The organism is Bradyrhizobium sp. 172, from assembly GCF_023101065.1.
Classification (GTDB): domain Bacteria; phylum Pseudomonadota; class Alphaproteobacteria; order Rhizobiales; family Xanthobacteraceae; genus Bradyrhizobium; species Bradyrhizobium canariense_D.
In genome coordinates, this window is the sequence record NZ_CP064701.1 from 1360664 (window position 1) to 1375471 (window position 14808).

Genomic DNA, 14808 nt, shown 5'->3' on the forward strand with positions numbered 1-14808 from the left:
TCCTAATACGATACGCGGAATGTGGCTGGCTTGGTAGCTCAAACCACATCGGCATTTCGGCGAATTCCGCTCAACTTCGCGGCGTTTTTGCCGGATTTGCCCTTTTCGCGGTCACTTGGTCGGCGCGCCGCGCGCCATCCGTCAATAAGTCGCGGCCAGATAATCGACGATCTTGCTGACATCGGCATCGTCGATGGGGGCGCCATAGACCTTGATCATCTTGGTCACCTCGGCCTGCCAGAAACCTTTCTTGTCCTTCATCGGCGGCTGCGTGTTGATGTAGTCGGCGGAGTGGCAGGCGCTGCAATTGCCCTGCACGACTTCGAGATTGGGCCCGAGCTTGAACGCCGCGACCTCATCGGGGGTCTTGTAATTGACCGGTGCTGCAAGTGCCGAACCCACCACGGCGGCGAGGGCGAGCGTGATGGCGAGGAAAACGGTGCGCTGCATGATCATTCCCCTCAAGCCACGGTAACGCGGACGGTTTCGACGACGTTGCGCAAGTAACCCGCCGGATTCCAGCGCGGCGTATCCGGCTGGGTTTCGCCGCCATTGCCGGTGGCGCGCACCTTGAGCTCGTGGGAGCCCGCCGCGAGCTTCACCGGCAGCGTCCATTCACGGAATGAGTATTTGCCGAGATCCTTGCCGAGCCTGGCGTTGGTCCAGGTCTTCCCGCCGTCGGTGGAGACCGCGACCTCCTTGATACCCTTGCCGCCGTCGAAGGCGATGCCGCGCAGCGTCGTGCCGCCTGCTTTCAGCTTGGCTCCGTCCGGGACGCTGGTGATGAAGGAACGGATGGTGAAGCGGTTGATCGGGATCGTCGCCTTCGGCGCGGTGCCCGGCTCGACCGCATTGTTCGGCGTGTCCGGAATGCGATAGGCCGACTTCATCCAGAACCCGTCATAGACATTGTCGACGACGGTGATCTCGTTGAGGTGCTTGACCCAATAGGTGCCGAAATAGCCGGGCACGATCAGGCGCAGCGGAAAGCCGTTGAGGAACGGCAGGTCTTCGCCGTTCATGCCATAGGCCAGCATCACCTCACCGTCGTTGGCGTGATCGATATCGAGCGCCTTGACGAAATCGGGCGTTTTGTCGCTGACCGGACCGTCCATGCCGTTGAAGGTGACCTGCTTGGCGCCGCTCTGCACGCCCGCCATCGCCAGCACGGCCTTCAGCGGCACGCCGCGCCAGCGCGCATTGCCCATCGCGCCGTTGGCGAGCTGACCGCCGGCCACGCGCGGATCCAGGAAGCCGCGGCTGTTGCCGGAGCACTGGTTGACGGCGACGATCTCGGTCGCCTTCATCTTCCTTATATCCTTCAGCGACAGCTTGAGCGGCTTGTCGACCTTGCCCTTGACCTCGAGCGTGAACTTGTCGGGGTCGAGACTGTAGGGCAGGTCGGAAAGGTGATAGCGCACGAAGAACGCGTTATTCGGCGTGATCGGGCCGTCGTTGAACACCGCGAACGGCGTCTCGAGCTGCGGCGGGCGGCTGGTCAGGCCGATCATCGGCCGCTTCTGCGGATATTTCACCAAAGGCCGTTCGCCATTGGCAAAGGGCAGGGCGACGGTGTCGAGTGCCAGCGCTTTGGTCGAGTTCAGTGCAGTCGCAACAGCGGCAAGGCCCGCTCCTTTGAGCAGGTCGCGTCGATCGAACATGTGGTCTCCTCCCGGAGCTTTTCGTTGGATCACGGTCATCACCGCGATCTCTCACTCATCTGTCGCAACGACTCAGATGAAGTCAATTCGTGCTTTCGCAGCAGGCCCATGCCGCTGCGTTGCAGCAAGCCGGTGTTACGCCGCGACGCGTTCGCCGGGATCGACGAGCGCCGACAGCTCCCTCGCGTCCGCAACCACACGCACGGCCATCGGTTCGTCGCGGCCGCGGATCGCGACCTCCTGCTGCGGCAGCGCATCGTCGGCAAGGCCGGCGGTCCGGCGGACTTCCTCCGAGACGATCGCTTCGCAGGCCAGCGTCTTGGTCATGTCCTGGAGGCGGGCCGCGACGTTGACAGCATCGCCCAGCGCCGTGAAGACGATGTGATCGCGATACCCGATGTCACCGATGATGACCTCGCCGCCATGGATGCCGATGCCGAAGCGGATCGGCTGGCGTAGATCGTGGGACAGGAGCTCGTTGAGCTCATCGATATGCCTGGCGATGCCGGCGGCGGCCTTCAGCGCCTGCCGGCAGGCGGTTTGCGGATCGGCGCTCAGTCCGAACAGCGCCAGCATGCCGTCGCCGACAAATTGGTTCGGCTGGCCGCCATTCTCGATCACAGCCTGCGAGACGGCGCCGAGGAAGCGGTTGACGATGAACACGGTGTCGAACGGCAGCCGCTTCTCGGCCAGCTGCGTCGAGCCGCGCATATCCACGAACAGGCTGACGAGATAGCGCTCCTGGCCGATTCTGGCAGGCGTCGAGGCCTGTGTGTTCGCCGAAAGCGTATGCGCGGTGAAGAGCTGGAAGAAGGAGAGATCCGACGTCGGCCGCAGCTGGCAGGCCAGCCTGATCGAGGGGTCACTGGTGCCGACACGGGTGAGCACGAACGCCTCGCGCTGCGACGGCTCGGGCAGGGCGCCATGATCGCCGATGATGCGGATGCGGCAGGTCGAGCAGCGGGCGCGGCCGCCGCAGACGCTGGCATGCGGCACATTGTGGCGCAGGCTCGCTTCCAGCACGGAGAGGCCCTTGGGGACGCGCACCGTCTTGCCGTTGCCGTAGGACAGCGCGATCATGCCGCCGCGCCGCTCGCACAGGGCGCGCGCGCCACGCGCCAGCAGCGCCAAAGCGAGCAGTCCGAGATAGCCGGCGGTGAGGCCGCCGGTGATGCGGTCGAGCATCGCGGCCTCTGCCGTGGTGCCCAGCTGGCGGCGCGTGAGATTGTGCGTCCGCCATTCCCCGTCGTCGGCCTCGACCTCGACGCTGCGGCCACCCTGGTAGACACCCAGCAGCGACAGCGTCGGGATCAGCACGGCAGCCGCGAGCAGATAGGGCGCCGCGCGCGTGAAGAACGGTTTGAGGCGAAGCCAGAAATAGATGCCGATGCAGCCGTGCACCCAGGCGATGAGAAGCAGGATCGTCATGGTCCAGATACGGTTCGACGCGACGAAGAACAGATAGAGTTCCTGCGGATAGAGTTTTTGGTGTCCGTAAAGCGTCTGACCGAGCCGCACCCCGATCACATGCGCCATGACCAGCGCGGGGATGCTCAAGCCCAGCACGAGCTGCAGCGGCTCGACCGTCCGCCAACGGAACTGCCGGCGCTGATACAACGCGTAGATGCCGAGCCCCATATGCGTGAGCGCCGCCGTGTAGAACACGATCGCAACCGGCAGGAACTGCCAGAACAGCATGTGGTAGTAGACCCCGATCTCCATGGCATCGACCGAGATGTTGCCGAGCGCATGGTTGAGGAAATGGCTGACCACATAGGCGAACAGGATGACACCGCAAACCAGCCGCACCTGGCGTACGCTGATGGCGCGGGAAAGATCGGAAAATCGTGTGGATGCGGTTGCGGCCATGATTCTGTTGTATCAGTTCATGAAGGAGAACAGCCAGCGTCGCGTTTAATTCCGGGGGTGGATAGCGCGCCCGATCACATGCGCGGCAAGCGGCCGCAATCTCCGTGTCGTCCTGGACAAGCACCCCCGGGGGCGCACGCGGATCCGGGACGACGGTACCCAACATTGACTCCCCCTCCCAGGTTGGCGAAAAGCGCCGCCGTGAGGACAGCTCCCGACATCACGATGCTCCCCGCCGGCGCGGCGCGCCGGCCGCTCGTCATGGCCGCGGCGATCATCGCCGCGATGACGCTGCTGCGCATCGTCTACGCCTCGGTCATCGAGCTGCGCACGGACGAGGCCTATTACTGGACCTGGTCGCAGGAGACGGCGCTCAGCTTCCTGGATCATCCCCCCGGCATCGCCTGGCTGATCCGGTTCGGTACTGCGATCTTCGGCGACACCACACTCGGTGTGCGCTTCGGCGGCATCGTCGCGATGCTGGTGACGCAGCTCCTGCTCGCGGACATCGTCCGCCGCCTCACTCATGATGTGCGCGCCGTCGTGCTCGCGGTGCTGATGCCGGAGGCCGCGCTCTATTACGGACTGCTGATGGCCAAGGTCGCGCCCGATGTCGCCATGATCCCGTTTGCGGTGGCAATGATGTGGTGCCTGGTGCGGCTCGCGCAGGGCGGCGACGGCCGCTGGTGGCTCGCGGCCGGCCTGTTCGCCGGGCTCGCGATGCTGTCGAAATTTACCGTGATCATGTTCGCACCGGCGGTTGCCGCCTTTCTGCTGGTGCCGGATTGGCGCTGGCGCTGGTTGCGCAGCCCCTATCCTTATCTCGCGGTCCTGATCGCAATCGCCGTGTTCTCGCCGGTCCTGATCTGGAACGTGCAGCACGACTGGGCCGCGATTCGCTTCCAGGGTGTGCGCGCCACCACCAGCTACGGCATCTCGCTCCGCACATTCGGCGACTACATCGGCCTGCAATTCGGACTGGTCGGCTTCGTCATGCTGCCGGTGGTACTGACGGGGGTGGTGCTGACGGCGTGGCGCGGCTATAGCACGCGCGAGCCGGTCGCGATTTTGCTGTCGACCGCGGTCCTGGTGCCGTTTCTCTATTTCCTGGCGAAATCGCTGACCCTCCGCGTCGGCGACACCTGGCCGATGTTCATGTGGCCGGTCGGTTTCGCCGCCGCCGCTGTCAACCTCACCATGCTGTCGCGTGAAAAATGGTCGGCGCGGATGATCAGATCGTCGCTGTTCTGGGTCAACACGGCGGTGGTCTCCGGCACCGCCTTTGTCGTCATCGTGTTCCTCTACTACGTCGCCGCGCCCTGGAATTTACTTGGCAAGATCGATCCGATCGGTGCCGAGTCCGGTTACGAGCAGGTCGCCGCGCGCGCACAGGCCGCATTGGACGAGACTGGCGCGACCTGGATCGCCACCACGGACTACCGCACCTATGCCATGATGCGCTGGCTGTTCAGGGGCCGGGTGCCGGTGATCGAGATCAACGAGCGCGGCCGCTTCCAGGACTTTCGCGATCCGGGCATGGACCGGATCAAGGGCCACGTCGGCATCTATGTCGGGCGCGAGCCGGACAATCGCTCATCACTGTGGGAGAACATCCCCGCCAAGCGCGAGCCGCTCGGTCAGGTCGAGCGCCGCTGGCGCGGTCTCGTGATGGACACGTACACGCTGGAAAAGCTCACCGGCTGGACCCCAGAGCTGTCGCCGCCGAAAGACTCGCCGCTGTTCCGGTGGCGCGTGCTGGCGGGCGAGTTTGAGCGGCGTACGCTCGCCTAGCAAGGCGGCCTTCTTCCTTCTCCCCTTGCGGGAGAAGGTGGCGCGAAGCGCCGGATGAGGGGTCTCTATCCGCTAAGACGACTGCGAGAGGCGCGCGCGGAGAGAACCCCTCACCCGTCTCGCCGCTCTGCGGCGAGCCACCCTCTCCCGCAAGGGGAGAGGGGAAAACGAGTCCGCCGCGCAAGATGGCGTTCTACTCTTCCTCGTCCTTCTTCCGCAGCAGATCCGTCGCGAGGTCCGACAGCTTCGGCGGCGGCAGTGCGGCGAACGGCAACGGCCGTGTGACGTCGATTGCGGCGAGGCCGAGCCGCGCCGTCAGTAATCCATTCAGCATGCCTTCGCCCAGCCGCTGCGACAGCTTCGCCGCAATGCCGTGGCCGAGCATCTGCTGCACCAGGCTGTCGCTCGCCGCCATGCCGCCGGTGATGGCGAGATGGGCGATGACATGGCGGAGCAGGCGGATCATGCCCAGCGCGCCAGGCCGGCCGCCATAGAGGAAAGCGAGCTGGCGGATCAGGCGCAGCGACACGATGAACACAAACATCACGTCGATCGCCGCTCGCGGGCTCACCGCCGTGACGATTGAGACTTTTTGCGCGGCTGACGACACCAGCCGCCGCGCCTCGATGTCCAGCGGCGACATCAATTCGCGCTCGGCGAGCCGGATCATGTCGGCGCCGTCGATGATCTCGCCGGCGTGGCTCTCCAGGGCGGCACGGGCGCGCGCGAGCTGCGGGTTCTGATGCGCTATCTTGAGCAGATCCTGCACGATGATGCGGCTCTCCTTGCGATCGTCGCTGGCAAGAACAGCGGCTGCGCGCTGATGCAGCTTTTCGATGGTTGCTAGCCGCGCCAGCCCGAAAGCCTCGCGTCCGGTCACCACCGCGAGCGCAAGCGCGGTGATGAAGGCAAGGGCCACTCCGACGAAGCCGAGGCTGTCGCTGCGCGCAAACAGATCCTCGATCAGACGGACGACGCCGAGTCCGACCCCGAGCAGCGTCAGCCCGGCAACGCCGGACCAGAACATTGGGCCCCAGGGAAAGCCGCGCCGCGCCGGAAGCGTCGCTGCGATTGGCACCGGCAAATTCGCCGGATCGGGCTCCGGCGTGATCTGGATGGTGGTACGGCCGAGCCGGGTCGTCTCGTCGGCCTCGGTGACGACGACGCCGGGGTCGTCGAGCCGGAACGTCGCCGGTCGCCGTGGCTTCGATCGGTCGTTCATGACAATTTGTCTCCGATCAGGAACTGCAAGGCACGGTCGAGGCGGATGTGAGGCAGCGCCGGGTGGTCGGCCCCCTCACGTTCGAGCTTCGGCGGACGGAAGCGCAGGAAGCGAAAATCGCTCTTCCCGGCGGCCTCGGTCGAGAGGCCGCGGAATGCGTCGGTGCCGTTGAACAACGGCTCGGGATCCAAGGGCAGGTCGCCCGGAAAGGTTGCCACCTCGGTGCTGCCGTCGAAGAATTCGCCGCCGGCGCTTTCTCCCGCGGCGGGCGTTCCCAAGATCGACGGCAATTTGTCACGGCCATGCGCGACCTGCGCCTCGCGCGTGGCGCGGACGGCGGCGAGCGCGACGACGTCGATCGCCGCACCGGTATTTTCCGCGCGCGCAACGGCGCGGGTGACCGCGCGGCGCAGCACGGCCTCCAGCCGGTCATGGCTGGAATGATGCAGATGATCCGCCTTGGTCGCCGCGAACAGCACGCGGTCGATCCGCGGCCGGAACAGGCCGGAGAGGAATGTGCTGCGGCCGATGTTGAAGCAGTCGAGAATGCCCGCGAGTGCGGCTTCGAGATCGTGCAGCGCTTCGGGGCCGGCGTTGAACGCGGCGAGCGCGTCGGCCAGTACGATCTGGCGATCGAGCCGAGCAAAATGATCGCGGAAGAACGGCCGCACCACGACGTCCTTGTAGGCCTCATAGCGGCGCACCATCATCGCCCACAGCGATCCCTCCGGCGCCTGGCCACCCGCGGGTACGTCGAGCGGCGCAAAGGTCAGCGCCGGTGTGTCGGCGAGATTGCCCGGCATCAGGAAGCGGCCGGGCGGCAGCAGGCTCATCGCAAACCGCTCGTCGCGGCAGCCTTGCAAATAGCCCCTGAAGAGCTTTGCGGCCGTCAGCGTCGCCTGCTCGTCCTCGCGCGCCTCGGGCTTGAGCGTTGCGAGATGCGCGTGCCAATCCGCGGCAAGATGGACGCGCGGCGCCTCGCGTGACAAGGCGAGACTTTCGGCCGACCATTGCTCAAAACTCTTCTGAAGCAGCGGCAGGTCGAGCAGCCACTCGCCGGGATAGTCGACGATGTCGAGCGTCAGCGTGCGGTCGGCGCCGTTCTGGCGCTGGTAGTCGATGACGAGCCTGAGCTCGCTGATGTCGACAGTCGAGTTCGGCCAGCGCCGCTCCTCGATCAGCGCGCGCAGATGGCTCTCATAGGCAAAGCGCGGCACCGCGTCGTCCGGCTGCGGCGCCAGATGCGCCCGCGCGATCCGCCCGGATGAATAGGCCTCGAACACCGGAAACCGGCCGCCACGGGTGAGGCCGTGGATCAGCGCGGTAATGAACACCGTCTTGCCGGCCCGGGACAGGCCGGTAACCCCCAATCGTACCGTCGGATTGAAGAAATGCTCGCCGTAGTCGATCAGCGCCCGAGCCGACAGGCGCGCCTCCTCGATCATATCCTGGAAACTAAATGCCATATGAACGTTGGGAATCCCGGGCGAGGGCGGATAGGCAAAAAGGACTAATCACAAAAGTGGCAACTGCCTGAGGAAAATCAAGCTTCATACTTCCACCGTCTTTGTCGGCAAATCAGCCGTTTGAACGACGCGCCGATCCCGAAACACCCATACAAGAGGGTATTAACTCACCTTGCGGATTGCCATGACCGTCTTCCAATTGAAACAGCTCGCATCCTCCTCCGTCCACGCAGCCGCCGACGCGGTCGGCTGGCATTACGACCGCGCCGAGTTGATCGCCGACGGCGTGATCCACGCGATCGGCGTGCTCTGCGGCATCATTGCCGCGACCGTGCTGGTGGTGCTGACGGTGCTCTTTGCCGACGCGACCGACATCGTCGGCGTCTCGATCTACGTCGCCGGCCTGCTTTCGATGCTGGTGTTGTCGGCGACCTATAATCTGTGGCCAGTCTCGCCGGCCAAATGGCTGCTGCGGCGCTTCGACCATTCGGCGATCTATCTCCTGATCGCGGCGACCTACACGCCGTTCATCCTGGAGGTGAAGGACAGTGGGTTCGCGCTGGTGCTGCTCGCCGGCGTCTGGTGCGTGGCGCTCCTCGGCATCGTGCTGAAACTTCTCTACCCCGGCCGGTTCGACCGCGTTGCGGTCGGGATCTACCTAGCGATGGGCTGGAGCGGCATCATGCTCTACGATTCCGTGGTCAAGGCGCTGCCTGCGCTGGTGCTGGGCTTCGTCCTTGCGGGTGGACTGCTCTACAGCTTCGGCGTGATCTTTCATGCCTGGCGGCGGCTGCGCTTCCAGAATGCGATCTGGCACGGCTTTGTCTTGGCCGGCGCGGCGTGCCATTATACCGCGGTGCTCGACCTCGTGTTGAGCTGAGCAAGCTCCGCGAAGCGCAATAAGCCAAAACGGTACAAGACAAGAGGAGACGTCGCATGCAGGTGACCGGCAAGGTCGTGGTCGTCACGGGCGGCGCCAACGGCATCGGCAAGGCGCTGTGCGAAGCCTTTCACAAGGCGGGTGCGGCCAAGGTCGTCGTCGCCGACATGGACGCGGACAACGCGCGGGCGGTCGCGGCCACGGTGGATGGCGCGGCCTTCAAATGCGATGTCGCGCAGGAAAAGGATATTTCCCACGTCATCGAGGAGACCGAGCGTCAGTTCGGCCCGATCGAATTGTTCTGCTCCAATGCCGGCATCGGCGGCGGCTTCGACCCGATGTCGGTCAATGCCGGCGGCGCCTCGGATGAGCCCTGGCAGCGCAGCTGGGCGATCCACGTCATGGCGCATGTCTATGCGGCGCGGCATCTGATCCCGCGCATGAAGGCGCGCGGCGGCGGCTATTTCCTTAACACGATCTCGGCCGCCGGCCTGCTGTCGCAGGTCGGCAGCCCGGCTTACTCCACCACCAAGCATGCCGCGGTCGGCTTTGCCGAAAATCTCGCGATCTCGCACAAGGCGCACAACATCCGTGTCTCGATCCTCTGCCCGCAGGGCGTGGACACCAACATGCTGCGTTCGATCCCCAAAGGCCCGCAATCCGGCGACGGCGACCTCTCGCCCGAGCAGGTCGCCAAGGACGTGCTCGCCGGTCTCGATCAGGAGACGTTCCTGATCCTGCCGCACCCGCAGGTGCTCGGCTACATGCGCAAGAAGACCGAGAATTACGACCGTTGGATCGGCGGCATGGCCAAGATCCAGGCTAAGATGCGGGAAGATTTCGGGACGTAGGAAGGGGCCTGCCACGACCTCCGGTGTCGTCCTGGCTTTCGCCAGGACGACGGTCGGCCCTCAATGCTTCTGCCCGTACAGCACCGGCACCGCCGAATCCACGACCACCTCCACCAGGCTCGTCCCTTCGAATGCCATCCCGCGCTTGAGCGCCTCGCCCAGTTCGGCCGCCTTGCTCACCCGCACCGCATGGCAGCCCATGCCCTCGGCCAGCCGCACGAAATCGATCCCCGGCAACTCGAGTCCCGGCACGTTCCTCACCTGCATCACCTGGCTGAACGAGCGCATCGCGCCGTAGCCGGAATTGTTGATGACGATGATGGTGAGCGGCAGCTTGCGCTGCGCGGCGGTCCACAGCGCCTGGATCGAATACATCGCCGAGCCGTCACCGATCAGGCACACCGTGCGGCTCGTCGGCTTGCCGAGCGCCATGCCGACCGCGGCCGGCAGCGAGTAGCCGAGGCCTCCGCTCGCCATGGTGTAAAAACTGTCCTGGCCGCGCATCGGCATGAACTTTTGCATGGCCGGCCGGTGCGAGGGGATTTCCTCGACCAGCGACGCGCCGTCCGGCATCGCCTGCGACAGCGAATGCAGCAGGAATTCGACCGGCAACGGATCGCCGGCTAGCAGGGCCGGCGGCAGCGTTCGCCCCTTCGGTGCCGCGCGCTTGCTCTCCGGCAAGAGGTCGAGCAGCATTGCGAGCGCCGGCTTCATCGTCGCGATGATGCTGGTGCCGACCGGCGTCACCGCCGCGGCATCCGGGTCATCGGTGATCTGGAAGATCGTCGCGCCGCCGTCGAAGATCGCGGCATGGCCCTCGACGTGGAAGGTGAACACCGGCGCGCCGATCACGACGACGAGGTCGTGCTCGCGCAGCGCGTCCGACAATTGCGCCGGCGAGGCATGCAGGAAACCCGCGAATTGGGGATGACGTTCCGGGAACGAGCAGCGCGCCGAAAACGGGCTGACCCAGACGCTGGCCCTGGCCTTCTCGGCCACGCGCACCATCAGGTCGACCGCGCCGGCGCGATCGACGCCGGGGCCGACGACGAGGGCAGGGTGCTTGGCTGAATTGAATGCGGTGACCAGCGCCTTCATCGCGTCAGCTTCGGGCCCGATCTCGCGGCTGACCTTGCGTGCTTCGATGGGAGCGGCCGCATGCGCCCAGTCGTCGACCGGGATCGAGACGAAGGTCGGCCCGCATGGCGGCTGCATCGCGGTGTAATAGGCGCGCGCGATGGCGGCCGGAACGTCCTCGGGCCGCGCCGGCTCCACGCTGTACTTCACATAAGGCCGCGGGAATTCGGACGCACGCTCGGCATAGAGGAACGCCTGCAAGGGGAGGATCGAGCGTGCCTGCTGGCCCGCGGTGATCACCAGCGGCGTCTGGTTGCGATGCGCGGTATAGATGTTGCCGAGCGCGTTGCCGACGCCGGCGGCCGAATGCAGATTGACGAAGCCGGCATTGCGCGTCGCCTGCGCATAGCCGTCGGCCATGCCGACGGCGGAGGCTTCCTGAAGCGCGAGCACGTAGTCGATGTCGTCGGGCCAGTCGCTCAGGAACGGCAGCTCGGTCGAGCCGGGATTGCCGAATACCTTCTTGATGCCGAAGGAGCGTAGCAGGTCGAGCGTCGCCTGCTTGACGGTGACGGATTTGGTTGTGGCTTTGCCGTTCTTCACCATGGTTGCCGTTCCCTGTTGTCCATCGGCGCTGCTACCTCACCCGTCATTGCGAGCGCAGCGAAGCAATCCAGAATGCCGCCGCGGCGACAGTCTGGATTGCTTCGTCGCTTCGCTCCTCGCAATGACGAGGAGAGACCATCACCACACCGCGGTCCCCTTCATCGTCGGCTGCCCCTCCGCGTTCGCGGTCCACAGCTCCATGCCATCAGCGGTCTCGTTGGCGTTGATGGAGAACTCCGAGCCCTCGAACAGCGGCTGGAGGCCGCGATAGGTGAACTTCTTCGGCGGCTTGCCGCCGCGCAGCTTCGCCGCCATCTCGATGATGAAGGTTGCCTGCAACGGCCCGTGGAAGATCAGGCCCGGATATCCCTCGACCTTGGTGACGTAGTCGCGGTCGTAATGGATGCGGTGGCCGTTGAAGGTCAGCGCGGAATAACGAAACAGCAGCACGGGATCGGAGACATGCGTCTGGCGATGCTGCGCCTTCGGCGGCGGAGGCGGCGCCTTTGCCGGCGCGGACGTCGTCGTCATCTCGCGATAGACGATGTCCTGCCGCTCGCGGATGGCGATGCCGCGCGGCGAGGAGATGCTGTGCTCGACCGAGACGAAGCACAGCGTGCCGGTCGAGCCGGTCTTCACCTGTACGTCCGCGATGCGCGAGCTCCGCGTCGATTCGTCGCCGACGCGCAGCGGCTGCAGGAACTCGATCTCGCCGCCGGCCCACATCCGGCGCGGCAGCGGCACCGGAGGCAGGAAGCCGCCGCGGGTGGGGTGGCCGTCGGGGCCGAGCATCGACATCGGAAACACCGGCTGCGCCAAGCACCAATGCACCGTGAACGGCGCCGCGTCGCCCGGCTTGGGCGCGCCGACCTCCTGGAACAGCGTCGCACGCAGGCCCTTCACGAGCTGCGCGGTGACGGTGTCGGTGGCCTCTTCGCTGCGGCCGATCCATTGCCTGAGATGATCGATGTCGAGCTTCTCGGTCATGACGCCTCGCTCTTGTTATTTCTTGGATTGGGGATTTTCGCCGATCGCCGGTACAGCACCATAGCTGCGCGTCTCGCCGACAATGATCGGCGCCGGCGCGGGATAGCTGACGCGTCCCTGCGGCGTGTCCACCTCGATGCGGCGCAGATGCGGATGCTTGGTGAGGTCCGCCATGGTGTTGACCTCGGCAAAGGCGATGTCGGCCTCGGACAGCCGCTTCAATAGCTCATCGCGCGTCATCTTGCCGAAGGCATCCGCGACCGTCTTGTCGGTGAAGTCGCGGTTGCGCACGCGCTCGACCATGTTGGCCACGCGCGGATCGGCGGGCAGATCGGGCTGGTCCAGCACTTTTGCGCAAAGCGTCTTCCACTCGCGCTCGCTTTGGATCGAAATCAGGATGTCCTTGCCGTCGCTAGACGTGAACACGCCATAGGGCGCGATCGAGGGATGGCGCAGCCCCATGCGCTTGGGCGGATTACCGGCTTCGGAATTGAGCAGCGGCACGGTGCACCAGTCCGCCATCACGTCGAACATAGAGATGCGGATGTCGGCGCCCTTGCCGGTGCGTCCGCGCCCGATCAGCGCCTCCAGGATCGCCGCATGCGCGGTGGCACCGGTCGCGACGTCGACGATGGACATGCCGACGCGCGAGGCGCCGTCGGGATTGCCGGTGATCGAGGCAAGGCCGCTCTCGGCCTGGATCAGGAGATCATAGGCCTTGCGGTGCGCATAGGGGCCGTCGTCGCCATAGCCGGTGATCGTGCATGAAATCAGCCTGGGATAATCCTTCAAGAGCCGCTCCCGCGAAAAGCCGAGCTTGTCCATCGAGCCGGGCTTGAGATTCTGGATCAGCACGTCGGCGCTCGCGATCAGTCGCTCCAGTTCGGCGCAGCCTTCCCTGGTGGCGAGATCGACCACCGCCGATTGCTTGCCGCGGTTGAGCCACACGAAGTAGCTGCTCTGGCCCTTGGCCGCCGCGTCATAGCCGCGGGCAAAATCGCCCTCGGGCCGCTCGATCTTGATGACTTCCGCGCCGGCATCCGCCAGCCGCGACGAGCAGAACGGTGCCGCCACCGCCTGCTCGACCGCAATCACCCTGATCCCGTCAAGTGCTCCCATGATGGCTGCCTCAGTACGAGCGGGGCATGCCGAGGACGTGCTCGGCGATGAAGGACAGCACGAGGTTGGTCGAGATCGGCGCGACCTGATAGAGCCGCGTCTCACGGAATTTGCGCTCGACGTCGTACTCCTCGGCGAAGCCGAAGCCGCCATGGGTCTGGACGCAGGCATTCGCCGCTTCCCACGACGCATCGGCCGCGAGCATCTTGGCCATGTTGGCCTCCGCGCCGCAGTCGAGCCCGGCCTCGTATTTGCGCGTCGCTTCCTTCACCATCAGTTCGGCCGCGCGCATCGCGGCGTAGGCCTTGGCGATCGGGAACTGGATGCCTTGGTTCTGGCCGATCGGCCGGCCGAAAACGCTGCGCTCCTTGGCGTAGCTGGTGGCCTTGGCGATGAACCATTTGGCGTCGCCGACGCATTCGGCAGCAATCAAAATGCGCTCGGCATTCATGCCGGAGAGGATGTAGCGAAAGCCCTTGCCCTCTTCGCCGATCAGATTTTCCGCCGGCACCTTCATGTCGGTAAAGAACACTTCGGTGGTGGCATGGTTCATCATGGTGCGGATCGGGCGGATCTCGAGGCCCTTGTTCTTGGCCTCGCGCATGTCGACGATGAACACCGAAAGTCCATCCGTGCGCTTCTTGACCTGGTCCTTCGGCGTGGTGCGCGCCAGCAGGAGCATCAGGTCGGAATGTTCGGCGCGGCTGGTCCAGATCTTCTGGCCGTTGACGACGTAGCCGGCGTTGCCGTCCTTGCGCGCGAAGGTCTTCAGCGAAGTGGTGTCGGTGCCGCTGGTCGGCTCGGTGACGCCGAAGGCCTGCAGCCGTAATTCGCCGCTCGCGACCTTCGGCAGATATTTTGCCTTCTGCTCGTCATTGCCGTGCCGCAGCACGGTGCCCATCGTGTACATCTGGGCGTGGCAGCCGCCGCCGTTGCAGCCCGCGCGCTGGATCTCTTCGAGGATCGCCGCGGCCGCTGAAAGCTTCAAGCCCGCGCCGCCATATTCCTCGGGGATCAGCACCGAGAGATAGCCGGCCTCGGTCAGCGCGTCGACGAAGGCCTTCGGGTAGGCCATCTCACGGTCGAGCTTGCGCCAGTATTCGCCGGGAAACTGCGCGCAGAGCTTTGCGACGGCTTCGCGGATGTCGGCGTGATCTTCGGTGTGGTGTTCTTCACTCATGGGGTTTCCCGTATGTGCGGCAGTTAAGATAACGCCGGCCGATCCTCTGGCGTTGTGAAAACACTGCCAGCCCCCTATGCTCATTTGCTATAGCGTATG

General features: G+C 65.2%; 12 protein-coding genes. 3 read left to right on the forward strand and 9 right to left on the reverse strand.

Annotated features, from left to right (window positions below; all coding sequences use genetic code 11):
• Positions 1-141: 141 nt before the first annotated feature.
• The 3 genes from IVB07_RS06485 to IVB07_RS06495 form a co-directional block, all read right to left on the reverse strand.
• Positions 142-450, reverse strand: coding sequence for a sulfite:cytochrome C oxidoreductase subunit B (locus IVB07_RS06485; protein ID WP_026232570.1), 309 nt, complete (start codon positions 448-450; stop codon positions 142-144).
• 11 nt (positions 451-461) lie between these two features.
• Entirely contained in the window at positions 462-1661 is a 1200-nt protein-coding gene (locus tag IVB07_RS06490; RefSeq protein WP_018453675.1) for a molybdopterin-dependent oxidoreductase, read from the reverse strand.
• Between the two features lie 135 nt (positions 1662-1796).
• A complete protein-coding gene (locus IVB07_RS06495; RefSeq protein WP_018453676.1) occupies positions 1797-3530 on the reverse strand; it encodes an adenylate/guanylate cyclase domain-containing protein in 1734 nt (577 codons plus the stop codon).
• 225 nt (positions 3531-3755) lie between these two features.
• Here IVB07_RS06495 and IVB07_RS06500 point away from each other — a divergent pair, with 225 nt between their 5' ends.
• A complete protein-coding gene (locus tag IVB07_RS06500; RefSeq protein ID WP_018453677.1) occupies positions 3756-5321 on the forward strand; it encodes a glycosyltransferase family 39 protein in 1566 nt (521 codons plus the stop codon).
• 193 nt (positions 5322-5514) lie between these two features.
• Here the strand turns inward: IVB07_RS06500 and IVB07_RS06505 are convergent, their stop codons facing one another.
• On the reverse strand, positions 5515-6543 hold the full coding sequence (locus IVB07_RS06505; RefSeq protein WP_018453678.1) for a TIGR01620 family protein: 1029 nt from the start codon (positions 6541-6543) through the stop codon (positions 5515-5517).
• On the reverse strand, positions 6540-8009 hold the full coding sequence (locus IVB07_RS06510) for a YcjX family protein (RefSeq protein ID WP_026232571.1): 1470 nt from the start codon (positions 8007-8009) through the stop codon (positions 6540-6542). Before IVB07_RS06510 ends, IVB07_RS06505 begins: the two co-directional genes overlap by 4 nt.
• A 184-nt stretch (positions 8010-8193) precedes the next feature.
• Here IVB07_RS06510 and IVB07_RS06515 point away from each other — a divergent pair, with 184 nt between their 5' ends.
• Together IVB07_RS06515 and IVB07_RS06520 are read left to right on the forward strand one after the other, a co-directional pair.
• A complete protein-coding gene (locus IVB07_RS06515; RefSeq protein ID WP_018453680.1) occupies positions 8194-8889 on the forward strand; it encodes a hemolysin III family protein in 696 nt (231 codons plus the stop codon).
• Positions 8890-8945: 56 nt separating this feature from the next.
• Positions 8946-9740: an SDR family oxidoreductase gene (locus IVB07_RS06520; RefSeq protein WP_018453681.1), complete on the forward strand. Its 795-nt coding sequence runs from the start codon at positions 8946-8948 to the stop codon at positions 9738-9740.
• 60 nt (positions 9741-9800) lie between these two features.
• Here IVB07_RS06520 and mdlC read toward each other — a convergent pair whose 3' ends face one another.
• The 4 genes from mdlC to IVB07_RS06540 form a co-directional block, all read right to left on the reverse strand.
• Complete coding sequence (gene mdlC, locus IVB07_RS06525) at positions 9801-11423, reverse strand: benzoylformate decarboxylase (protein WP_247296115.1); 1623 nt, start codon at positions 11421-11423, stop codon at positions 9801-9803.
• Between the two features lie 138 nt (positions 11424-11561).
• Complete coding sequence (locus IVB07_RS06530) at positions 11562-12410, reverse strand: MaoC family dehydratase N-terminal domain-containing protein (RefSeq protein WP_018453683.1); 849 nt, start codon at positions 12408-12410, stop codon at positions 11562-11564.
• A 15-nt stretch (positions 12411-12425) separates the two neighbouring features.
• A complete protein-coding gene (locus IVB07_RS06535) occupies positions 12426-13529 on the reverse strand; it encodes a CaiB/BaiF CoA-transferase family protein (protein ID WP_026232572.1) in 1104 nt (367 codons plus the stop codon).
• Between the two features lie 10 nt (positions 13530-13539).
• Complete coding sequence (locus IVB07_RS06540) at positions 13540-14709, reverse strand: acyl-CoA dehydrogenase family protein (protein WP_018453685.1); 1170 nt, start codon at positions 14707-14709, stop codon at positions 13540-13542.
• Positions 14710-14808: the final 99 nt, after the last annotated feature.

Bases quoted from the DNA above. Each gene is read 5' to 3' on its own strand.
- IVB07_RS06485 (WP_026232570.1), bottom strand. From the start codon at position 450: ATGCAGCGCACCGTTTTCCTCGCCATCACGCTCGCCCTCGCCGCCGTG.
- IVB07_RS06490 (WP_018453675.1), bottom strand. From the start codon at position 1,661: ATGTTCGATCGACGCGACCTGCTCAAAGGAGCGGGCCTTGCCGCTGTT.
- IVB07_RS06495 (WP_018453676.1), bottom strand. From the start codon at position 3,530: ATGGCCGCAACCGCATCCACACGATTTTCCGATCTTTCCCGCGCCATC.
- IVB07_RS06500 (WP_018453677.1), top strand. From the start codon at position 3,756: ATGCTCCCCGCCGGCGCGGCGCGCCGGCCGCTCGTCATGGCCGCGGCG.
- IVB07_RS06505 (WP_018453678.1), bottom strand. From the start codon at position 6,543: ATGAACGACCGATCGAAGCCACGGCGACCGGCGACGTTCCGGCTCGAC.
- IVB07_RS06510 (WP_026232571.1), bottom strand. From the start codon at position 8,009: ATGGCATTTAGTTTCCAGGATATGATCGAGGAGGCGCGCCTGTCGGCT.
- IVB07_RS06515 (WP_018453680.1), top strand. From the start codon at position 8,194: ATGACCGTCTTCCAATTGAAACAGCTCGCATCCTCCTCCGTCCACGCA.
- IVB07_RS06520 (WP_018453681.1), top strand. From the start codon at position 8,946: ATGCAGGTGACCGGCAAGGTCGTGGTCGTCACGGGCGGCGCCAACGGC.
- mdlC (WP_247296115.1), bottom strand. From the start codon at position 11,423: ATGGTGAAGAACGGCAAAGCCACAACCAAATCCGTCACCGTCAAGCAG.
- IVB07_RS06530 (WP_018453683.1), bottom strand. From the start codon at position 12,410: ATGACCGAGAAGCTCGACATCGATCATCTCAGGCAATGGATCGGCCGC.
- IVB07_RS06535 (WP_026232572.1), bottom strand. From the start codon at position 13,529: ATGGGAGCACTTGACGGGATCAGGGTGATTGCGGTCGAGCAGGCGGTG.
- IVB07_RS06540 (WP_018453685.1), bottom strand. From the start codon at position 14,709: ATGAGTGAAGAACACCACACCGAAGATCACGCCGACATCCGCGAAGCC.